Source organism: Rahnella sp. 1L-D-7-B-C2 (assembly GCF_057290995.1).
The window spans coordinates 373,331-393,712 of record NZ_JBXAVQ010000004.1 but is presented as its reverse complement, the minus strand read 5'-3'; the positions used below and the strand labels follow the sequence as shown (position 1 = coordinate 393,712).

At 53.3% G+C, this 20,382-nt stretch carries 21 protein-coding genes; 4 read left to right on the top strand and 17 right to left on the bottom strand.

The genetic code is table 11. The annotated features are described in order from the left end of the window. The 9 genes from AC0Z7K_RS10235 to fkpA all read right to left on the bottom strand — a co-directional run. Positions 1-542, bottom strand: a 542-nt coding sequence (locus AC0Z7K_RS10235; RefSeq protein WP_485614250.1) for a GTP-binding protein, incomplete at its 3' end; no start/stop codon positions are given. 71 nt (positions 543-613) lie between these two features. Next, positions 614-2,728, bottom strand: coding sequence for an elongation factor G (gene fusA / locus AC0Z7K_RS10230; RefSeq protein WP_413530222.1), 2,115 nt, complete (start codon positions 2,726-2,728; stop codon positions 614-616). Positions 2,729-2,824: 96 nt separating this feature from the next. Continuing rightward, entirely contained in the window at positions 2,825-3,295 is a 471-nt protein-coding gene (rpsG, locus tag AC0Z7K_RS10225; RefSeq protein ID WP_005969574.1) for a 30S ribosomal protein S7, read from the bottom strand. Between the two features lie 96 nt (positions 3,296-3,391). Further along, complete coding sequence (gene rpsL, locus AC0Z7K_RS10220; protein ID WP_013573668.1) at positions 3,392-3,766, bottom strand: 30S ribosomal protein S12; 375 nt, start codon at positions 3,764-3,766, stop codon at positions 3,392-3,394. A 143-nt stretch (positions 3,767-3,909) separates the two neighbouring features. Beyond that, the gene (gene tusB, locus AC0Z7K_RS10215; RefSeq protein ID WP_413530218.1) at positions 3,910-4,197 is read right to left on the bottom strand and encodes a sulfurtransferase complex subunit TusB; all 288 of its coding nucleotides are present in this window, start codon (positions 4,195-4,197) and stop codon (positions 3,910-3,912) included. Positions 4,198-4,210: 13 nt separating this feature from the next. Beyond that, positions 4,211-4,570, bottom strand: coding sequence for a sulfurtransferase complex subunit TusC (gene tusC / locus AC0Z7K_RS10210; protein ID WP_485614260.1), 360 nt, complete (start codon positions 4,568-4,570; stop codon positions 4,211-4,213). Positions 4,571-4,592: 22 nt separating this feature from the next. Then, positions 4,593-4,985: a sulfurtransferase complex subunit TusD gene (gene tusD / locus AC0Z7K_RS10205; protein ID WP_413530217.1), complete on the bottom strand. Its 393-nt coding sequence runs from the start codon at positions 4,983-4,985 to the stop codon at positions 4,593-4,595. After that, on the bottom strand, positions 4,982-5,704 hold the full coding sequence (locus tag AC0Z7K_RS10200; protein WP_056775190.1) for a helix-turn-helix transcriptional regulator: 723 nt from the start codon (positions 5,702-5,704) through the stop codon (positions 4,982-4,984). The genes tusD and AC0Z7K_RS10200 overlap by 4 nt, the downstream gene beginning before the upstream one ends. Positions 5,705-5,968: 264 nt before the next feature. Beyond that, on the bottom strand, positions 5,969-6,853 hold the full coding sequence (fkpA, locus tag AC0Z7K_RS10195) for an FKBP-type peptidyl-prolyl cis-trans isomerase (protein WP_485614245.1): 885 nt from the start codon (positions 6,851-6,853) through the stop codon (positions 5,969-5,971). Between the two features lie 292 nt (positions 6,854-7,145). On the opposite strand from fkpA, the gene AC0Z7K_RS10190 reads away from it, so the two are divergent. Further along, on the top strand, positions 7,146-7,364 hold the full coding sequence (locus AC0Z7K_RS10190) for a protein SlyX (protein ID WP_413530215.1): 219 nt from the start codon (positions 7,146-7,148) through the stop codon (positions 7,362-7,364). A gap of 77 nt (positions 7,365-7,441) precedes the next feature. Here the strand turns inward: AC0Z7K_RS10190 and slyD are convergent, their stop codons facing one another. The 4 genes from slyD to kefG form a co-directional block, all read right to left on the bottom strand. Beyond that, a complete protein-coding gene (slyD, locus tag AC0Z7K_RS10185) occupies positions 7,442-8,047 on the bottom strand; it encodes a peptidylprolyl isomerase (protein WP_112167608.1) in 606 nt (201 codons plus the stop codon). A 200-nt stretch (positions 8,048-8,247) separates the two neighbouring features. Next, on the bottom strand, positions 8,248-8,451 hold the full coding sequence (locus tag AC0Z7K_RS10180) for a YheV family putative zinc ribbon protein (RefSeq protein ID WP_112167607.1): 204 nt from the start codon (positions 8,449-8,451) through the stop codon (positions 8,248-8,250). 77 nt (positions 8,452-8,528) lie between these two features. Next, the gene (gene kefB / locus AC0Z7K_RS10175) at positions 8,529-10,337 is read right to left on the bottom strand and encodes a glutathione-regulated potassium-efflux system protein KefB (RefSeq protein ID WP_485614242.1); all 1,809 of its coding nucleotides are present in this window, start codon (positions 10,335-10,337) and stop codon (positions 8,529-8,531) included. Continuing rightward, positions 10,337-10,891 carry a glutathione-regulated potassium-efflux system ancillary protein KefG gene (gene kefG, locus AC0Z7K_RS10170; protein ID WP_413530213.1) on the bottom strand — a complete coding sequence of 185 codons (555 nt, stop codon included), beginning with the start codon at positions 10,889-10,891 and terminating at the stop codon, positions 10,337-10,339. The genes kefB and kefG overlap by 1 nt, the downstream gene beginning before the upstream one ends. 129 nt (positions 10,892-11,020) lie before the next feature. Between kefG and AC0Z7K_RS10165 the strand changes: the two genes are divergently transcribed. After that, complete coding sequence (locus AC0Z7K_RS10165; RefSeq protein ID WP_485614239.1) at positions 11,021-12,937, top strand: ABC transporter ATP-binding protein; 1,917 nt, start codon at positions 11,021-11,023, stop codon at positions 12,935-12,937. A 61-nt stretch (positions 12,938-12,998) separates the two neighbouring features. Here AC0Z7K_RS10165 and AC0Z7K_RS10160 read toward each other — a convergent pair whose 3' ends face one another. Further along, positions 12,999-13,601 (bottom strand): LysE family translocator, encoded by a 603-nt coding sequence (locus tag AC0Z7K_RS10160; protein ID WP_413530211.1) that lies wholly within the window; start codon positions 13,599-13,601, stop codon positions 12,999-13,001. A gap of 112 nt (positions 13,602-13,713) precedes the next feature. Here AC0Z7K_RS10160 and AC0Z7K_RS10155 point away from each other — a divergent pair, with 112 nt between their 5' ends. Continuing rightward, complete coding sequence (locus AC0Z7K_RS10155; RefSeq protein WP_485614237.1) at positions 13,714-14,715, top strand: hydrolase; 1,002 nt, start codon at positions 13,714-13,716, stop codon at positions 14,713-14,715. Then, positions 14,712-14,957, top strand: a complete 246-nt coding sequence (locus tag AC0Z7K_RS10150; protein WP_413530209.1) for a YheU family protein — start codon at positions 14,712-14,714, stop codon at positions 14,955-14,957. Before AC0Z7K_RS10155 ends, AC0Z7K_RS10150 begins: the two co-directional genes overlap by 4 nt. A 99-nt stretch (positions 14,958-15,056) precedes the next feature. Here AC0Z7K_RS10150 and glgP read toward each other — a convergent pair whose 3' ends face one another. The 3 genes from glgP to glgC form a co-directional block, all read right to left on the bottom strand. Continuing rightward, positions 15,057-17,504: a glycogen phosphorylase gene (gene glgP / locus AC0Z7K_RS10145; RefSeq protein WP_413530208.1), complete on the bottom strand. Its 2,448-nt coding sequence runs from the start codon at positions 17,502-17,504 to the stop codon at positions 15,057-15,059. Between the two features lie 39 nt (positions 17,505-17,543). Then, positions 17,544-18,980: a glycogen synthase GlgA gene (glgA, locus tag AC0Z7K_RS10140; protein WP_413530207.1), complete on the bottom strand. Its 1,437-nt coding sequence runs from the start codon at positions 18,978-18,980 to the stop codon at positions 17,544-17,546. Positions 18,981-19,084: 104 nt separating this feature from the next. Continuing rightward, positions 19,085-20,362 carry a glucose-1-phosphate adenylyltransferase gene (glgC, locus tag AC0Z7K_RS10135; RefSeq protein ID WP_413530206.1) on the bottom strand — a complete coding sequence of 426 codons (1,278 nt, stop codon included), beginning with the start codon at positions 20,360-20,362 and terminating at the stop codon, positions 19,085-19,087. Positions 20,363-20,382: the final 20 nt, after the last annotated feature.

The window sequence follows — 20,382 nt, the reverse complement described above, 5'->3', positions numbered from 1 at the left end:
CCTTCCAGTGCTTTCAGCGCTGAACCACGAACAACTGGGATGTCGTCGCCTGGGAATTCGTACAGAGAAAGAAGTTCACGAACTTCCATTTCTACTAATTCCAGCAGCTCTTCGTCATCAACCATGTCGCATTTGTTCATGAATACGATCATGTATGGAACGCCAACCTGGCGGCCCAACAGGATGTGTTCACGGGTCTGTGGCATAGGGCCATCAGTTGCAGCAACAACCAGGATCGCGCCGTCCATCTGAGCAGCACCGGTGATCATGTTTTTCACATAGTCGGCGTGGCCTGGGCAGTCAACGTGCGCGTAGTGACGGCTTGGGGTGTCATATTCAACGTGTGAAGTGTTGATGGTGATACCACGAGCTTTTTCTTCTGGTGCGTTATCGATCTGGTCGAATGCGCGTGCAGAACCGCCGTAGGTTTTAGCCAGAACGGTAGTGATTGCTGCAGTCAGGGTAGTTTTACCGTGGTCAACGTGGCCGATAGTACCAACGTTAACGTGCGGTTTTGTACGTTCAAATTTTTCTTTAGACACGGCTATATTCCTTACTCTTGTGCTCTCCCTTCAAAGAGAGAGCACGGGATCATTGTGTTTAAACCTGTGGCTTATTTGCCACGAGCTTCAATAACGGCCAGGGCCACGTTATTTGGCGCATCATCATACTTCAGGAATTCCATGGAGTAAGATGCACGGCCTTTGGTCAGTGAACGCAGCTGAGTCGCATAACCGAACATTTCGGAAAGCGGAACTTCGGCATGAATCACAACGCCAGTAGCGTTAGAATCTTGGCCTTTCAGCATACCACGACGACGGCTAAGGTCACCGATGACGTCACCAGTGTTCTCTTCTGGAGTTTCCACTTCAACCTTCATGATCGGCTCAAGCAGAACTGGTTTCGCTTTCTTGAAGCCATCTTTGAAGGCAATAGAAGCGGCCAGTTTAAACGCCAGTTCAGAGGAGTCAACGTCGTGGTAAGAACCGAAGTGCAGACGCACACCGAGATCTACTACTGGGTAACCCGCCAGTGGACCTGATTTCAGCTGTTCCTGGATACCTTTGTCAATCGCAGAGATGTATTCGCCAGGAATTACACCACCTTTGATTTCGTTGACAAACTCGTAGCCTTTCGGATTCGAGCCTGGCTCCAACGGATACATGTCGATCACAACGTGACCGTACTGACCACGACCACCAGACTGCTTGGCGTGTTTACCTTCAACGTCAGTCACTTTGGAGCGAATCGCTTCACGGTAAGCAACCTGCGGCTTACCTACGTTCGCTTCAACGTTAAACTCACGACGCATACGGTCAACCAGGATGTCCAGGTGAAGCTCACCCATACCTGCGATGATAGTCTGACCAGATTCTTCGTCAGTCCATACGCGGAATGATGGGTCTTCTTTTGCCAGACGACCCAGAGCCAGACCCATTTTTTCCTGGTCAGCTTTGGTTTTTGGTTCAACCGCAACGGAAATTACCGGTTCTGGGAATTCCATGCGCTCCAGGATGATCACATTATCCGGATCACACAGGGTATCACCAGTAGTCACGTCTTTCAGACCGATCGCTGCAGCGATATCGCCTGCACGAACTTCTTTAATTTCTTCACGCTTGTTAGCGTGCATCTGAACGATACGACCCAGACGTTCGCGCTGTGATTTCACTGGGTTAAATACAGTGTCACCAGAGTTGACGAGACCGGAATATACACGGAAGAACGTCAAGTTACCCACGAATGGGTCAGTAGCGATTTTGAACGCCAGAGCAGAGAACGGCTCAGAATCGTCAGAATGGCGAACTGCTGGAGTGTCTTTACCGTCATCCAACAAACCGTTGATAGCTTCAACGTCAGTTGGTGCTGGCAGATACTCAACAACAGCATCCAACATTGCCTGTACGCCTTTGTTTTTAAACGCAGAACCACAGGTAACCAGGATAACTTCATTGTTCAGAACGCGCTTACGCAGAGAAGCTTTGATCTCTTCTTCAGTCAGCTCTTCGCCACCAAAGAATTTCTCCATCAGCTCATCAGAGCCTTCAGCAGCGGCCTCAACCAGTTTCTGACGCCATTCTTCAGCCAGTTCTTGCATATCAGCCGGGATCTCTTCGTATTCGAAGGTCACGCCCTGATCGGCTTCGTTCCAGTTGATTGCTTTCATCTTCACCAGGTCAACAACACCAGTGAATTTCTCTTCAGCGCCGATAGCCAGCTGCAGAGGAACCGGAGTTGCGCCCAGACGTTTTTCAATCTGATCAACAACTTTCAGGAAGTTAGCACCCATACGGTCCATTTTGTTAACGAACGCGATACGTGGAACTTTATATTTATTTGCCTGACGCCATACGGTTTCAGACTGTGGCTGAACACCACCAACAGCACAGTAAACCATTACCGCGCCATCAAGAACACGCATGGAACGTTCAACTTCGATGGTGAAGTCAACGTGCCCTGGGGTGTCGATGATGTTGATGTGGTGTGGTTCGAACTGCTTAGCCATACCAGACCAGAAACAGGTGGTCGCAGCTGACGTGATGGTAATACCACGTTCCTGCTCCTGCTCCATCCAGTCCATGGTTGCTGCGCCGTCATGAACTTCACCGATTTTGTGGTTTACACCGGTGTAGAACAGAACACGTTCGGTAGTAGTGGTCTTACCGGCGTCGATGTGAGCACTGATACCAATGTTACGGTAGCGCTCAATGGGTGTTTTACGAGCCATTTGATTCCTCTATAACTAGGACGTTCAAGTTCGGTTAAGCCAAGCGGGTTGGCTTCTTGAAGCGCCCGCTTGGTTAGCATAACTACAGCGAAGTGATTACCAGCGGTAGTGGGCGAACGCCTTGTTGGCTTCAGCCATACGGTGAACGTCTTCACGTTTCTTAACTGCAGTACCTTTGTTCTCTGCAGCATCAGAAAGTTCGTTCGCCAGGCGGAGAGCCATGGATTTATCACCGCGTTTACGAGCAGCTTCAACGATCCAACGCATTGCCAGAGCATTACGACGAACCGGACGGACTTCTACTGGAACCTGATAAGTAGAACCACCTACGCGGCGGGACTTAACTTCGACAGTCGGACGAACGTTGTCCAGTGCGACTTCGAAAGCTTCCAGGTGGCCTTTACCGCTACGTTGAGCCAGGGTCTCAAGAGCAGTGTAGACGATTGCTTCTGCAGTAGATTTTTTACCATCTACCATCAGAATGTTTACGAATTTTGCCAGCAGTTCGGATCCGAACTTAGGATCTGGCAGGATTTTACGTTGACCAATGACGCGACGACGTGGCATGGAAATACTCCGTTGTTAATTCAGGATTGTCCAAAACTCTAAGAGTTTATTTTGACAGTAATGTGAAAATGTTTGGCCTTACTTAACGGAGAACCATTAAGACTTCGGCTTTTTAACGCCGTATTTAGAACGAGATTGCTTACGATCCTTAACGCCTGAACAGTCCAGCGCGCCGCGGACGGTGTGATAACGCACACCTGGCAAGTCTTTTACACGACCGCCACGGATCAGGATCACGGAGTGTTCCTGAAGGTTATGACCTTCACCACCAATGTAGGAGGTAACTTCAAAACCGTTAGTCAAACGCACACGGCATACTTTACGCAATGCGGAGTTTGGTTTTTTAGGAGTGGTGGTATATACACGAGTACATACGCCACGTTTCTGCGGGCAAGCTTCCAGCGCTGGAACGTTGCTTTTAGCAACCTTCGTAGAGCGTGGTTTGCGTACCAGCTGATTAATTGTTGCCATTAAAAAGCTCCTGGATTTTGATTCATAAACTACTTTGTAAACGCGTGATAAATCGCCCCATAAAAAGCATTAGCTAATATGGGGACGCAGAATTTTAGAGCTGACCATGGAGGGTGTCAAGAAATATACAGCACATCATTGATTCACCATGCCGTTTGCTGGGCATGTTTCTCCGTCAGCGCGACGAAACCAGTATAGTCGATCAACGTGATGTTGTGCGAAATTTGACCAACCAATCCTCTGGCAGCCAAATCCTCGCTTAATACATAGACGCTCTGCACATGCTGAAATAACAGCTCGCATGCCTGACTCCCGTCGAGAGCTGCCAGTACACCGTCCTGCATCAGAAGTAACGCATCTTCCGGGGCGACCAGTTTAATAAGTAGCGGGAAATCACAATGTTGCGGGGAACGGGCAAGAGTAAAAAGCATTAGAATTCCTGAGTCAGAACGTCATCACCACATCATATTCAGCCAGCCGGCTGCGGATTTCAGAGACAGACAGCGGCACCACATCCAGCACCCATTCGTGCGCCGCGGATAATCCTCTCATGTTCAAAGACTCTACACAGACAAAGCACTGATCAATGTCATAAAGCGATAACACGCCAAATGTCGCGATATAATTACGCGCTAATATTTTTTCCGGCTGCTGGGCGGGCATCAGCTGAAAAACGCCATCGGCCATGAAAAAGACGCCAATGTCTTCGGTCAGCGCAGAGGTTGCGAGCAATGCATCCAGACCTTCGCGGCCGGCGGAAGTGCCGTGAGGCCCCTGCGTGAAAATAAACGCCACCTTCTTCATCATTGTTTCCAGCCATAACACATCAGAATTGCACCATACGATCACAGGTCAGTGAGGCTTCCGCGAGGCTGCCGAGTCCGGTCAATGAAAAACCAGGTTGCAGGTTGGTCTGCCCATGCCCCTGATTGTTCGCTTCGGTTTCATCGATCACACCACGACGTAGCGCTGCTGCAATACACACGTTGAGTGCCACCTGATGATCCGCTGCCATTCGTTGCCATGATCGAACCAGGTCGAATTCATCAGACGCAGGCGCAGAAAGCAGATTGCCATTGAGCACGCCGTCACGATAGAAAAAGACGCTCTCAAGCTGATGACCGCTGGCAAGAAGCGCCAGTGCAAACTGATAGGCGGCGCTGGCTTGCTGAGTGCCATAAGCCGGGCCGGTAACCAACAGGCAATAACGCAGTTTCAACGTTCGTTCCCCACCAGATCCCCGCTCTTGAACTGGCGGATATACAGGTAGACCGTATGTTTGGAGATGTTCAGGCGGTCAGCAACCTGGTTGATAGCATCTTTGATATCAAAAATACCTTTTTCATACAGATTCAGAACGACCTGACGATTCTTGGCGTTATTAGACACATTGCGATCTGCATTCACTTCTTCAATCGTGAATTCAAGCGTCTGCGCCACAAGATCATCGACAGAGGAAGCGAAGTTAACCGACGGTGCCACCTCCTGAGTTTCAGGCGGCATGAAGGTCTGAATGATTTGCGAGAAAGGCACGTCAAGATTCATGTTGATGCACAGCAGCCCCACCACGCGCTGTTCACGATTGCGAATGGCGATTGTGACCGACTTCATCAACACACCGCTTTTAGCGCGGGTGAAATAGGCTTTAGACACATTACTGTCCGCGCCGGTCATGTCATGCAACATGCGCAACGCCAGATCGGTGATAGGCGATCCAATTTTACGGCCCGTGTGCTCGCCATTGGCGATACGTACCGCGGAACATTTCAGGTCTTCCAGCGAGTGAAGAACAATTTCGCAATGCTCACCGATCAGCATCGCGAGTCCATCTACGACGGCTTCGTAGGAGGACAAAATTTCATGATCGACCTGGCTGAAAGGACGTTGGTCCAGCAAATCCAGTTCGCCGGTTTCGCCAGTTATAAGCGAATTAGACATTGAAGCTACCACCCTCTGCATCGCGCCTTCTCATGGAGCTACGGGCGCATTATTCATCATTCCAGGGTCGTTACTGTATCAAAACTACAGAAAAAACGGCCTTGCGAGTTTACGGATCTGTGACGTTATGCCCGACGGACAAAAGCGTCAAGTAATCATCATAGAGTAACCGCAGTAAAAAGAGGGGTTGATGGCGATAAAAGTCACTGGCGAAAAAAAACCGCCGCATTATGCGACGGTTCTGTGTACCTACTGAACGCGAGCTTAATTAGCTTTTGGTGCAGCTTCTGCTTCGGCAGGTTTTTCAGCTGCCTTTGGATCAGCTTTAGGCGCTGCTTTCACATCCAGCAGTTCAACGTCGAACACCAGTGTAGAATTAGCAGGGATCCCCGGCACGCCGGTTTTGCCGTAGGCCAGTTCCGGTGGAATGACCAGCTTGATTTTACCGCCTTTCTTAATGTGCTTAAGGCCTTCGGTCCAGCCTGGGATCACGCCATCAAGACGGAAAGACAGTGGCTCACCACGGGTATAAGAGTTATCGAACTCGGTACCGTCGGTCAGGGTGCCTTTATAGTTCACGACAACGGTATCGCTGTCTTTAGGGGCCGCGCCGGTACCAGGTTTTTCTACCTGATACAGCAAGCCAGACTCTGCTTTCTTCACGCCTTTCTCTTTAGCGAAGTCAGCACGGAATTTATCACCTTTGTCGGAGTTCGCTTTAGCGTCCTTTTCCATCTTAGCTTGTGCAGATGCTTTCACACGGCCTTCGAAGGTTTGCAAAGTCTTCTCGATTTCCTGATCAGACAGTTTGCTCTTATTCGCAAACGCATCCTGAACACCGGAGATCAACTGGTCTTTATCCAGTTTGATACCCAGTTTTTCTTGTTCTTTCAGCGAGTTGTCCATGTAGCGACCCAGTGAAGCACCGAGCGCGTAAGCAGCCTGCTCGTCATCACTTTTAAACTTAGAGGCTTCTGCAGGTGCAGCTGCGGCTGCGGCTGGCGCGGTGGCAGCTGCGGCTGCGGCTGGCGCGGTGGCAGCTGGGGTTGCCGCTGCGGCCGGAGCAGTTTCAGCAGCCATAACCTGCGACGCGTTCAGGGCGATTGCCATGGTCGTTGCCAGAAGGGTAACTTTAAACAGTGATTTCATCCATTTCTCCAGGACCAGAAGTTTCTGTCTTCTGGTAATCATTACGAAAGTTCGGCGGTTACTATAACTGTCCGTCTCACGACAAAACAATCTCTATACGCGCCATTAGCGTCCTTTTCAGACCTTTTGTGCATCAATTAGTTTCGCAAATCCGCTGAAAAACGCGGATAAGGTGCCACAGAGGTCAGGTAATTCGCCGTTTTTGCAGGTAGAATCTCCCTCCTAAATATAGGATGAAGTTCCGGTCAGTGCTCAATCTGATCAACTTGAGCCACACGATGAGGTAATTAAGATGAACTCAAATACCGTTGAACAGCGTCTGGAAATGCTGGAACACAAGCTGGCTTTTCAGGAAGTCACCATTGAAGAGCTGAACATGATCGTCACGCAACACCAGCTTGAAATGAGCCGTTTACACGATCATCTGCGTCTGCTGACCGACAAACTGCGCGCCAGCCAGCCCTCGATGATTGCCGATCAGTCAGAAGAGACTCCGCCACCGCATTATTGATGTCGGAGCGGATGCAGGCAAAAAGAAAGGCGCCCATCAGGCGCCTTTCTTATTATGCAGCTAAAAGCGCATAGCGATTAATGACAACCGCAACCACCGTTGCCGCCGCAGCCGCCTTTCTTCGGTTCGTCATGGCCGTGATCGTGATCATGGCTGTGACCGTGGCCGCCGCAGCAACCGTCGCCATGTTCGTGATCGTGACCATGGTCGTGGCCGTGTTCGCCATGAACGTGGCCATGAGCCAGTTCTTCTTCAGTCGCTTCACGGATAGCTACCACTTCTACGTGGAAGTTCAGATCCTGACCCGCCAGCATGTGGTTGCCGTCAACAACGACGTGGTCGCCGTCAACTTCAGTGATTTCGACAGGAACCGGGCCCTGATCGGTGTCAGCCAGGAAGCGCATACCAACTTCCAGTTCTTCAACACCCATGAACACGTCTTTAGGCACGCGCTGAACCAGGTTTTCGTCGTAGTTGCCGTACGCGTCATTTGCGCCAACATGCACGTCGAACACGTCACCAATCGCATGGCCTTCCAGCGCTGTTTCCAGACCGGAGATCAGGGAACCATGACCATGCAGATAATCCAACGGTGCGCTCACCGGAGATTCATCAACCAACACACCGTCTTCTGTACGTACCTGATATGCCACGCTGATGACCAGGTCTTTTGATACTTTCATGATAACTCCTACCGTTGGAAACTTAATTTGTTGTCTGCGGACGTCTCAACAACGTACGCAACGTCGGTCAAGACTAATTCAGTGACGGTCCCTTTTCGATGAGATCATCCCGAAAAGCGATACCGGATAAATTTGGCGAAGAGTGTAGCGGAAATCCGCGCCGCTGTACCCCACAGCATAAAAAATCGCGGGCAATAACGCTACTTCGGATCAAAAATACCGATCACCTGCTCTTCCGGGCGCAGCTTCTTGCTGACCTGCGCATCGGTCTGCCGCTGATGGTGTCCGCACTTCATGCATTCCACCACTTCGACCTGATCTTCCTGCCATAACGCCAGCGTATCCAGCGCCTTACATTTCGGACAAACCGCACCGGCGATGAAACGTTTACGAGTACTAGCCATGTTACTTCTCCTGAATTTTCCGACATTGCGTCCGGTCAGTTTTCGATCAAATGGCGAAATTATTTTTCGTCTGCCGGCTATTCATCGTCGTCCCAGCCATCAAGCTGGCGACGTTCGTTATGCATTTCGCTCTGAAAGATATCTTCCAGCTCGCGCCGCGCTTCTTTAACACGGGAAATTTGCGCCACATCGCCACGGTTTTGCGGCACCAGTTCACGCAGCATCCGCATGTCGAGACGGCGGAAATGCTGCTGAGCACGGTAAGCACTGTGAGGATGCATCCCCAGCGTCACCAGCGCTTTCTTGCCTAACTCCAGCGCACTGGAGAACGTCTCGCGGGAGAAGTTCGCCACACCGGCCTGTAACAGCTCATGCGCTTCTACACGGCCACGGGCTCGCGCCAGAATATTCAAATGTGGAAAGTGCTGCTGACATAAATGGACGATAGTCATAGTGTCTTCCGGTTCATCACAGGTGATGACAATCGACTTCGCCTTCTCCGCGCCGGACGCCCTGAGCAGTTCGAGTTCGGTCGCATCGCCGTAATACACTTTATAGCCGTAAGTGCGCATCAGGCCGACGGCGCTGATATCACGCTCCAGCACGGTGATCCGCATTTTGTTGGCCATCAGCAGACGCCCGATCACCTGCCCGAAACGCCCGAAGCCGACGATAATCACCTGCGGCTCATCATCCTGCACAAAATGCTGCTCGTCACTCTCTTCGCCGTCGTTATAACGGCGCACCAGAATACGATCGACCCACTGCATCAGCAGTGGCGTGGTCATCATCGACAGCGTTACAACCACCAGCAACAGCGAAAGCTGAGAGGAGGAAATGACTTTCTGCGCACCCGCAGCAGAGAACAATACGAAGGCGAATTCACCGCCCTGACTGAGCACTGCAGAAAACTGCAACCGCACCGACGTGCGCAAGCCAAATACCCGCGAAAGCCCGTACAGCACCGCGCCCTTCACCGTCACCAGAATCATTACGCCGGCCAGCACCAGCAGAATATGGGTATACAACACGCCCAGATTCAGCGCCATGCCGACGGAAATAAAGAACAACCCGAGCAGTAAACCCTTAAACGGCTCGATAGCGATTTCCAGTTCGTGCTGATATTCGCTTTCGGCCAGTAAAATCCCGGCGATAAAGGTGCCGAGGGCCATCGAGAAGCCCAGCGTATCCATAAACAGCGCCGAGCCGAGCACCACCAGCAGCGCCGCGGCGGTAAACACCTCACGCACACCGGAGGCCACGATCAGCCGGAAAATCGGTCGCAGCAGGTAGCGTCCGCCGATCAGCATCCCGCCGAACGCCAGCACTTTCATGCCGATCATTTCCCAGTTATTGCCGCCCTCGCTGCCACCCGCCAGAATCGGGATCAGCGCCAGCGCCGGGATCACAGCAATATCCTGGAACAGCAGTACGGCAAACCCCAATTGGCCGCCTTCGTTGCGGGTCATGCCTTTGTCGCGCATCAGCTGCAACGCCATCGCCGTCGAGGACATTGCCAGCCCGATACCGCCGATAACCGCCGCCTGCCATGAAAATTTCGTCAGATACAACAATCCGCCAAGTACCAGCGCCGTGAGGATTACTTGCCCCGCGCCGACACCAAAGATTTGCCGCCGCAGCGCCCACAGTTTTCCGGGGTTCAGCTCCAGCCCGATGATAAACATCAGGAAGACCACGCCCAGCTCGGAGAAATGCAGAATTTCATCAACGTCGCGGATAAAGCCTAAACCCCAGGGGCCGATGGCGATCCCGGCCAGCAAATAGCCGAGTACGGCACCGATGCCTAAACGTTGCGCGAGAGGGACTGCAACCACCGCAGCGAATAAAAACAGTAAGATCGCTGCGGGCAGATTCGAACCATCCATTATGCGATCCCTCCGTTTGGCAGGGGCGATTTAAGCCATTCGCCATAGGCTTCAGCATGGCTTTGCAACACATCAGGTTTCTGACGTCGCGCCCAGTAAATGATGATCGGCGTCATCCAGTGCATGTGGCACATCGCCGACGTCAGCTCGAAAGGCCGCATAATGTCGGACATCGGATAGCGGTTATACCCGCCCGCCTTGTACGCGCCTTCTGGCTCGCCGGTGGTTATCACCGAACGCCAGTATTTGCCACGCAGCTCGTTGCCCCCTGCCCCGCTGGCGAATCCACGCGCCAGCACGCGATCCATCCATTCTTTGAGCAAGGCTGGGCAGCTGTAGGTATAAAGCGGATGCTGGAAGACGATCACCTTATGTTCGCGCAGCAACTGTTGCTCGCGGTGAATATCAATAAAGAAATCGGGATAGTGGGCGTACAAATCGTGCACGGTGACATGGCCGAGTTGCTGTGCCTGCTGCAGTAAAACGCGGTTGGCGACCGAATCGGGTGATTCCGGATGGGCGTACAGCAGCAAAACCTTTGGTGGCTGCGACATCAATACCTCCAAAGCGTCGTCAGGGTGCGGTTTTTCCGTTACCATGCTTCGCAAAGACAAAATAGGACGCGATACGTCTTGTTTAACCTAATATCGTGACAATTTAACATACTCTCAACACGGCGCTTTATGATTGTTTTCTCCTCCTTACAAATCCGACGCGGCACAAACGTGCTGCTGGACAACGCGTCTGCGACCATCAATCCCGGCCAAAAAGTCGGACTGGTGGGCAAAAATGGCTGCGGTAAATCCACCCTTATTTCTCTGTTAAAAGGTGAAATGAGCGCCGATGCAGGCAACCTGACATTTCCGACCAACTGGGCACTTGCCTGGGTCAATCAGGAAACACCGGCCCTGGACGTGCCAGCGATAGAGTATGTTATCGACGGCGACCGCGAATTTCGTCAGTTAGAAGCCGAATTACAGCTGGCGAACGATCGTGATGATGGCCACGCCATCGCCACGCTGCACGGCAAACTTGATGCCATTAACGCCTGGACCATTCCGGCGCGTGCATCCAGCCTGCTCAGCGGTTTAGGTTTTAGTCAGAGTCAGCTCCAGCAGCCGGTAAAATCCTTCTCCGGTGGCTGGCGTATGCGCCTCAATCTGGCGCAGGCGCTGATCTGCCGCTCTGATTTGCTGCTGCTTGACGAACCGACCAACCACCTTGATTTGGACGCAGTCATCTGGCTGGAAAAGTGGCTGAAGAGCTACACCGGTACGCTGGTGCTGATTTCCCATGACCGCGATTTCCTCGATCCTATTGTCGATAAAATTTTGCATATCGAGCAGCAGACGCTGAACGAATATACCGGCAACTACTCGTCTTTCGAACGTCAGCGTGCGACCAAACTGTCGCAGCAGCAGGCATTGTTTGAAAGTCAGCAGGAAAAAGTGGCGCATCTGCAAAGCTATATCGATCGGTTCCGCGCGCAGGCGACCAAAGCCAAACAGGCGCAGAGCCGTATCAAAATGCTCGAACGTATGGAGCTGATTGCCCCGGCACACGTCGACAATCCTTTTCATTTTAGCTTCCGCTCGCCGGAAAGTTTACCCGATCCGCTGCTGCGCATGGAAAAAGTCAGCGCCGGTTACGGTGACACCACCATTCTGGATTCGATCAAACTGAATCTGGTGCCGGGCTCGCGTATCGGCCTGCTCGGTCGCAACGGTGCCGGTAAATCGACGCTGATTAAACTGCTTGCCGGAACCATGGCGCCGCTGCAGGGCGATATCGGCCTGTCGAAGGGGGTCAAACTCGGTTACTTCGCGCAGCATCAGCTTGAATTTCTGCGTGCGGAAGATTCTCCGCTGCAACATCTGGTACGGCTGGCGGCGAAAGAAACCGAACAGCAACTGCGTGACTACCTCGGCGGATTTGGCTTCCACGGCGATAAAGTCACGGATCCGACCGGCCGTTTCTCCGGTGGTGAAAAAGCGCGTCTGGTACTGGCGCTGATCGTCTGGCAACGTCCGAACCTGTTGCTGCTCGATGAGCCGACCAACCATCTGGATTTGGATATGCGTCAGGCGCTGACCGAAGCGCTGATGGACTTCGAAGGCGCGATGGTCGTGGTCTCGCATGACCGCCACTTACTGCGTTCTACCACCGACGATCTGTATCTGGTTCACGGCGGCAAAGTCGAACAGTTCGATGGCGATCTGGAAGATTATCAGCAATGGCTGGTGGATATTTCGCGTCAGGAAAATCAGCAGGATGCGCCTTCGAAAGACGGCAGCGTCAACAGCGCGCAGTCGCGCAAAGACCAGAAACGTCGCGAAGCCGATTTCCGTAATCAGACTCAGCCGTTGCGTAAACAGATTACTAAGCTCGAAACGCAGATGGAAAAACTGACCGCTGAACTGGCCACGCTCGAAGAACGTCTGGCCGACTCGGCGATTTACGACATCAGCCGTAAAGCCGAACTGACGGAATGCCTGCAACAGCAGACCAAAGTCAAAGGCGCGCTCGATGACACCGAAATGACCTGGCTCGACGCACAGGAACAGCTGGAAGAAATGTCGAAAGCGTTTGATATCGAATAGTTGATTGTTGAATCATTCAGTATGCAAAAAGGAGCCGCGATGCTCCTTTTTGCATTTCATCTTAATGCCAAATCAGCAACACGCAGGCCGCGGTCAGAATACCCATCGCGATATTAAACGTGTACCACGCGCGTCGACTGCGTAACAGGCGGCCAATCACTGTGCCAAACCCAAGCCAGATAATCCCGGAAACCAGATTCACCATGAACATGCCGAGGCTGATAGCCGCAATCGAATGATTGTAGTACGCGCCTGCCAGACTGAAGCTCGCCACTGCGCCCAGGCCCATCAGCCATGCTTTTGGATTCAGGAATTGCAGCAACCAACCCTGATACAACCGAATCGGCTTCGGCGGCGGCGCGCCGGTTTCCAGTTTTTCATACGCGGAGGTGGCAATCTTCCACGCCAGCCACAGCAGATACAAACTACCGGCGATTTTCAGGAACAGGTGTAACGCCGGATAAACCGTGATCAACCCGCCGACGCCAAACGCCACCAGCAGCAAAATACTTTGCATGCCGAGCATAATGCCGACCATCAGCCAGACTGAGCGGAAGAAACCGAAGTTAGCGCCGGAAGTAGTTAACAACATATTATTCGGGCCCGGAGTGATGGCTGCGACCCATAAAAAACCGAGCATTGATAAAAATAAACTAAGTTCCATTTAATTGGGTGCTCCTCACCCGGTGACGTGCGATTCAGTTGTGCGATAGCATTGAAGCTAACAGCGTGATATTGATCGCACAAGAGACTCTAAAGAGAAATTTATTCATCTTATGTATGAATCCTTTCGCCCCCTGCGCGGGGCCAGTAATCCGCACATCCAGACGCTGTTACCCCGGCTGGTTCGGCGACATGCCAAACTCAAACCGCACTGGCAAAGGCTGGACACGCCCGACGGCGATTTTCTGGATTTAGCCTGGAGTGAAGATCCGCAACTGGCGCGCCATAAACCGCGCATGGTGCTGTTCCACGGGCTGGAAGGCAGCTTCTACAGCCCGTATGCGCATGGCTTATTGCAGGCGTGGAAGGACCGCGGCTGGCTGGGCGTGGTCATGCATTTTCGCGGATGCAGCGGCGAACCCAACAAACTCCAGCGGATTTATCATTCCGGCGAAACCGAAGACGCCCGCTTTTTTATTCGCTGGCTCAATGAGACTCTCGGCGACGTACCCACCGGCGCGGTCGGCGTTTCTCTCGGCGGCAATATGCTGGCCTGTTATCTCGGTCAGGAAGGCGAAAATTGTACGCTCAGCGCCGCCGTCGTGGTATCGGCGCCGCTGATGCTTGAACCCTGTGCGTACCGGCTTGAGCAGGGTTCATCGCGGATTTATCAGCGCTATCTGCTCGATCAGCTCAAAATGAATGCCTCACGCAAACTGGCGAAATATCCGGGTACGCTGCCGGTCACGTTGGCGCAGTTAAAATCCATGCGCCGCCTGCGTGAGTTCGATGACGCGATCACCTCCAAAGCCCACGGTTTTGCCGATGCGCTGGATTATTACCGCCGGTGCAGCGGCCTGCCATTGCTGTCGCAGGTACGAACGCCGCTGCTGATTATCCATGCGAAAGACGATCCGTTTATGACGCCGGACGTCATCCCGAAAGCTGAGGATTTACCCGACTGCGTTGAGTATCAGCTGACTGAACACGGCGGACATGTCGGATTTGTTTCCGGTAGCCTGCGTAATCCGCAGATGTGGCTGGAGCAGCGCATCCCGTCATGGATCGCCCCGTATTTAGAGCAAGAAGCCCCAACAAAGGAAGCAAAGTTGTGATTATTCCCTGGCAAGAACTGGACGCCGAAATCCTCACCAGCGTGGTGGAATCTTTCGTCTTGCGCGAAGGCACCGATTACGGCGAGCAGGAACGCTCTCTGGAGCAGAAAGTGGACGACGTGAGACGTCAGCTGAAAAGCGGCGAAATCGTACTGGTGTGGTCTGAACTGCATGAAACCCTGAACATCATGCCGCGCGGCCAGTTCCGTGCGGGGCAGGAAGAAGTGCCGCAGGACTGGTAATACAACTTTCGGATCCTGGCTCAGCTCCCCCCGTTTTACTCCAAAAAAATCCCCGACCACTGGCCGGGGATGACTTTCAACATCTCAATTAAAACGCCTCTACAATTTCACCGGCTTGATGTTCCAGATCTCATCGGCGTACTCCTGAATGGTACGGTCGGACGAGAAATAGCCCATGTTGGCGATGTTATGCAGCGTGCTGCGCGTCCACTCTTCCGGCATCGTATACAGTTCGTCGACTTTATCCTGCATATCGACATAGCTACGGTAATCCGCCAGTACCTGATAATGGTCGCCAAGGTTTACCAGCGTATCGAACACATTGCTGTAACGCTTGGGTTCGCCGGGGCTGAACACGCCGGTGGCGATTTGTGTCAGCACCTGATGCAGCTCGGCGTCCTGCTCATAATAGCTGTGGGCGTTGTAGCCTTTACGGCGCAATTCCTCGACCTGTTCGGTGGTGTTGCCGAAGATAAAGATATTATCCTCGCCAACGTGTTCGAGCATTTCGACGTTCGCACCGTCCAGCGTACCGATGGTCAGCGCACCGTTGAGGGCAAACTTCATATTACTGGTACCCGACGCTTCCGTGCCCGCCAGCGAGATCTGCTCGGAGAGATCGGCCGCCGGAATGATCATCTGCGCCAGACTGACGCTGTAGTTCGGGATGAAGACGATCTTCAGCTTGTTGCCGATACGAGGATCGTTGTTGACCACCGTCGCGACGTCGTTAATCAGGCGGATAATCTGTTTAGCCGCATAATACGCCGAGGCCGCTTTACCGGCGAAAATCACCGTGCGCGGCACCCAGTCGGCATCCGGCTCTTCCAGAATACGGTTGTATCTTGTGATGACATGCAGCACGTTCATCAGTTGGCGTTTGTATTCGTGGATGCGCTTGATCTGCACGTCGAACAGACTTTTCGGATCTACCACGATATTCAGTTTCTGCGCGATATACAGCGCCAGCCGTTTTTTGTTATCCAGCTTGGCCTTGCGCAGAGCCTGGAGGAAGCTCGGATAATCCAGATTCTGTTTCAGCTCAGAAAGCTGGCTGAGATCGGAACGCCAGGTCTGACCGATGGCATCATCAATGACCGCAGACAGCGGTTTATTAGCCAGCGCCAGCCAGCGGCGCGGCGTCACGCCGTTGGTTTTATTGCAGAAGCGATCCGGGTAAATATGCGCGAAATCAGCAAACAGTGACTGCACCATCAGATCGGAGTGCAGCGCCGAGACGCCGTTGACTTTATGACTGGCGATCACCGCCAGCCACGCCATGCGCACCTTACGGCCATTGCCTTCATCGATGATCGACACCCGCGACAGCAAACCGTCGTCGCCCGGGATCTGCACTGCGACTTCTTTCAGGAAATGATCGTTGATCTGGAAAATAATCTCCAAATGACGGGGCAGGATCTTGCCGATCATGTCCACAGGCCAGGTTTCCAGCGCTTCGGTCATCAGCGTGTGGTTGGTGTAGGAGAACACCCGTGAAACAGTTTCCCACGCGGGCAGCCATTCGAATTTATGTTCGTCGATCAGTAAACGCATCAGCTCAGGAATTGACAGCACCGGGTGCGTGTCGTTGAGGTGGATGGCGATTTTGTCGGCCAGATTGTCGTAAGTATGGTGCGTGGTGTAATGGCGGTTGAGAATGTCCTGCACCGTCGCCGAGACCAGGAAATATTCCTGACGCAGGCGCAGCTCGCGGCCTGAGTAGGTGGAATCGTCCGGGTACAGCACGCGCGACACGTTCTCGGAATGGTTTTTATCTTCCACCGCCGCGAAGTAATCGCCCTGATTGAATTTACCCAGATTGATCTCGTTACTGGCCTGCGCGCCCCATAGCCTTAGCGTGTTGGTTGCATCAGTGTCGTAACCGGGAATGACCTGATCGTAAGCGCAGGCGATGACTTCTTCGGTTTCCAGCCAGCGGGTTTTCACACCCTCATGCTGCACGCGGCCACCGAAGCGGACTTTATAGCGGGTGTTATAACGCTGAAACTCCCACGGATTACCGTATTCCAGCCAGTAATCCGGTGATTCTTTCTGCTCTCCGTTGACGATGTTCTGCGCGAACATACCGTATTCGTAACGGATGCCATAACCGCGCCCCGGCAACGCCAGCGTCGCCAGAGAATCGAGGAAACACGCCGCCAGACGCCCGAGACCACCGTTACCTAAACCGGGGTCGTTCTCTTCGCCGATCAGTTCTTCAAGATCGAAGCCCATTTCATCGAGCGCGCTTTTGAGATCGTCGTAAATGCCCATCGCCAGCAGCGCGTTGGACAGTGTACGTCCAATCAGAAACTCCATCGACAGGTAATAAACCTGCCGCACGTCCTGAGAGGTTTGCGCACGGTTGGAGCGCAGCCAGCGTTCGACCATGCGGTCGCGCACTGCAAATAACGTGGCGTTCAGCCAGTCATGTTGTGTCGCGATGGACGGATCTTTGCCGATAATAAACATCAGCTTATAGGCTATAGAATGCTTTAGCGCTTCGACACTGACTGTCGGTGAGTTGTAATTAAACGGTGAAGTCATAACGTTACATTCCCGATCAAGTTAGCTACGTTCAGGGGTTCAGGACATAAGACGGTTATACAGCGTGAGATATTCCTGCGCCGCAACCTTCCAACCAAAATCAATACCCATGGCGTGTTGTTGTACGTGTCGCCAGTGTTTAGGACGGCTCCACAGCACAAATGCCCGGCGGATCGCACTTGCCAGCGATTTCCCCGTGGCCTCTTCAAAGACAAAACCGCTGGCCGTTCCGTCGGCCAGATTTTCCAGCGCACAGTCAACAACCGTATCCGCCAGCCCGCCGGTCCGGCGCACCAGCGGCAGTGTGCCGTATTTCAAACCGTACAACTGCGTCAGGCCGCAAGGCTCAAAGCGGCTTGGCACCATAATGACGTCCGCACCGCCGATAATGCGGTGGGAGAACGCCTCGTGATAACCCAGCTGCACGCCGACCTGTCCCGGATTGTCCGCCGCCGCCGCCAGAAATGCCTGCTGCAGCACCGCGTCGCCCGCGCCTAACAGCGCCAACTGACCGCCGCGTTCGAGTAAATCTGGCAACGCTTCGAGCACCAGATCCAACCCTTTCTGGCTGGTCAGGCGGCTGACGACCGCAAACACCAGCCGCGAATCGTCCACGTCCAGCCCCATCGCCCGTTGCAGATAGGCTTTGTTGATTGCTTTGGATCGTAAATCATCGGCGTCGTAACGCGCGGAAAGCAGCACGTCGTCACGCGGCTGCCAGATTGCTTCATCCACACCGTTGAGGATCCCGGTCAGCCGTCCTTCCCTCTCCCGCAGTTGCAGCAGAGACTCCATACCGTAACCGTATTCAGGACGGGTGATTTCTTTCGCGTAGGTCGGGCTGACTGTCGTGACGTGATCGGAGTAATACAATCCGGCTTTCAGATAGGAAATCTGGCCGTAGAACTCCAGCCCGTGCATCTGGAAGAACTCGCGCGGGATGTACAACTCGTCGAGATGATGCCCGCCAAACAGTCCCTGAAATGCCAGATTGTGCACGGTAAACACCGTTTTCACCGGCGCATGGCGCGCGCGGATATAGGCAGACGCCAGCCCGGCGTGCCAGTCGTGGGAATGCACAATGTTCGGCTGCCAGTGGTGATCAAATCCCAGCGCCAGTTCGCACGCCATCCAGCTCAAAAGCGCAAAGCGCAGATGGTTATCGGCGTAGGCAAAAGAAGACTGATCGTGATACGGGCTGCCGGGACGATCGTACAAACCGGGCACATCAATCAGATAAATACCGACGCCGTCAAAGTAGCCCAGCGACAGCGTGACATAACCGGCGAACGTATCCAGCGTACCGATCACCCGCGTTTCTCCGAGGCCTTTTTTGACGTCAGGGAAAGCCGGAATGAGGACGCGAACATCCGCGCCCTCGGCGATCTGTGCGGCGGGCAACGCCCCGGCGACGTCGGCCAGGCCACCCGTTTTCAACAGGGGGAACAGCTCGGAACAAACATGTAAAACCTGCATTCGCGCTCCTGATTATCCCGGTCATCCCGGCGTTCACCGGGATGACGAAAAATACTGCAAAACTCGATCTGTTCTAAAAAAGTCCGTTTAGCTTGTGGCCAACATTACAGCTTCGCCAGCATCGCGCGCGTCACCAGCACCACACCGCCTTCTGAGCGGTAAAAGCGGCGGCTGTCTTCGTCGGCGTTCTCACCAATCACCATGCCTTCAGGGATCTGGCAGGCGCGGTCAATCACACATTTACGCAAGCGGCAGGAACGTCCGACGTTGACATCCGGCAAAATAATCGTTGAATCAATATTGCAGAAAGAATTGATTCTCACACGCGGGAACAGCACTGAATGCACCACCACCGAGCCCGACACGATGCAACCTCCGGCCACCAGCGAGTTCATGGTCATACCGTGGCTGCCTGAACGATCCTGCACAAATTTGGCCGGCGGCAGCGGTTCCATGTGTGTGCGGATCGGCCAGTTGCGGTCATACATGTCCAGTTCAGGCGTGACCGACGCCAGATCCAGATTGGCACGCCAGTAAGCGTCGAGCGTCCCTACATCGCGCCAGTACGGCGGTAATTCTTCATTCTGCGTCACGCAGGAGAGACTGAACGGATGCGCCCGCGCCACGCCCTGCGATGTCAGTTTCGGGATCAGGTCTTTTCCGAAATCGTGGCTGGAACCTTCGTCCGCCATATCTTCTTCGAGGATCTTAAAAAGATAGTCCGCATTAAAAATGTAGATGCCCATACTCGCCAGCGCCATGTCGGGATGACCGGGCATCGGCGGCGGGTTTTGCGGTTTCTCGACAAAACTTTTGATGTGGTAATCGTCGCTGACGTCCATTACGCCAAACTCGCTGCCCTCGGCAATCGGCACTGCGAGGCAGGCGACAGTACATTCGCCGCCCTTCTGCACGTGATCGATCAGCATCCGCGAATAATCCATTTTGTAGATATGATCGCCCGCCAGGATCACCACGAATTCGGCGTCATAGCGACGGATAATATCCAGATTCTGATACACCGCATCAGCGGTGCCTTTGTACCAGTGCTCGGTGCTGTGGCGTTGCTGTGCCGGAAGCAGATCCACAAACTCGTTCATTTCTTCGTTGAGAAAAGACCAGCCTCGCTGAATATGTTGAACCAGCGTGTGAGACTGATATTGCGTGATCACCCCGATACGCCGGATGCCCGAGTTCAGGCAATTCGACAGGGCGAAATCGATAATGCGAAATTTCCCGCCGAAGTGAACGGCAGGCTTAGCCCGGGTTGCAGTTAAATCTTTCAGTCGTGAACCACGTCCCCCGGCAAGAATCAATGCCACGGATTTCAGCGGCAGTTGTCGCGCCAGCATGACCGGGTCCCGGTTATCTAATGTCGCCATATCTGACTCCTTCGTTTTTA

What these genes read in the sequence shown, in the direction of transcription:
- AC0Z7K_RS10190 (WP_413530215.1), top strand. Translation starts at nt 7,146, where the DNA reads ATGAACTCAAATACCGTTGAACAGCGTCTGGAAATGCTGGAACACAAG.
- rpsL (WP_013573668.1), bottom strand. Translation starts at nt 3,766, where the DNA reads ATGGCAACAATTAATCAGCTGGTACGCAAACCACGCTCTACGAAGGTT.
- kefG (WP_413530213.1), bottom strand. Translation starts at nt 10,891, where the DNA reads ATGTCGCAGCCACCAAAGGTTTTGCTGCTGTACGCCCATCCGGAATCA.
- AC0Z7K_RS10165 (WP_485614239.1), top strand. Translation starts at nt 11,021, where the DNA reads ATGATTGTTTTCTCCTCCTTACAAATCCGACGCGGCACAAACGTGCTG.
- AC0Z7K_RS10160 (WP_413530211.1), bottom strand. Translation starts at nt 13,601, where the DNA reads ATGGAACTTAGTTTATTTTTATCAATGCTCGGTTTTTTATGGGTCGCA.
- tusC (WP_485614260.1), bottom strand. Translation starts at nt 4,570, where the DNA reads ATGAAGAAGGTGGCGTTTATTTTCACGCAGGGGCCTCACGGCACTTCC.
- tusB (WP_413530218.1), bottom strand. Translation starts at nt 4,197, where the DNA reads ATGCTTTTTACTCTTGCCCGTTCCCCGCAACATTGTGATTTCCCGCTA.
- AC0Z7K_RS10155 (WP_485614237.1), top strand. Translation starts at nt 13,714, where the DNA reads ATGTATGAATCCTTTCGCCCCCTGCGCGGGGCCAGTAATCCGCACATC.
- kefB (WP_485614242.1), bottom strand. Translation starts at nt 10,337, where the DNA reads ATGGATGGTTCGAATCTGCCCGCAGCGATCTTACTGTTTTTATTCGCT.
- slyD (WP_112167608.1), bottom strand. Translation starts at nt 8,047, where the DNA reads ATGAAAGTATCAAAAGACCTGGTCATCAGCGTGGCATATCAGGTACGT.
- glgC (WP_413530206.1), bottom strand. Translation starts at nt 20,362, where the DNA reads ATGGCGACATTAGATAACCGGGACCCGGTCATGCTGGCGCGACAACTG.
- AC0Z7K_RS10200 (WP_056775190.1), bottom strand. Translation starts at nt 5,704, where the DNA reads ATGTCTAATTCGCTTATAACTGGCGAAACCGGCGAACTGGATTTGCTG.
- fkpA (WP_485614245.1), bottom strand. Translation starts at nt 6,853, where the DNA reads ATGAAATCACTGTTTAAAGTTACCCTTCTGGCAACGACCATGGCAATC.
- rpsG (WP_005969574.1), bottom strand. Translation starts at nt 3,295, where the DNA reads ATGCCACGTCGTCGCGTCATTGGTCAACGTAAAATCCTGCCAGATCCT.
- glgA (WP_413530207.1), bottom strand. Translation starts at nt 18,980, where the DNA reads ATGCAGGTTTTACATGTTTGTTCCGAGCTGTTCCCCCTGTTGAAAACG.
- glgP (WP_413530208.1), bottom strand. Translation starts at nt 17,504, where the DNA reads ATGACTTCACCGTTTAATTACAACTCACCGACAGTCAGTGTCGAAGCG.
- fusA (WP_413530222.1), bottom strand. Translation starts at nt 2,728, where the DNA reads ATGGCTCGTAAAACACCCATTGAGCGCTACCGTAACATTGGTATCAGT.
- AC0Z7K_RS10180 (WP_112167607.1), bottom strand. Translation starts at nt 8,451, where the DNA reads ATGGCTAGTACTCGTAAACGTTTCATCGCCGGTGCGGTTTGTCCGAAA.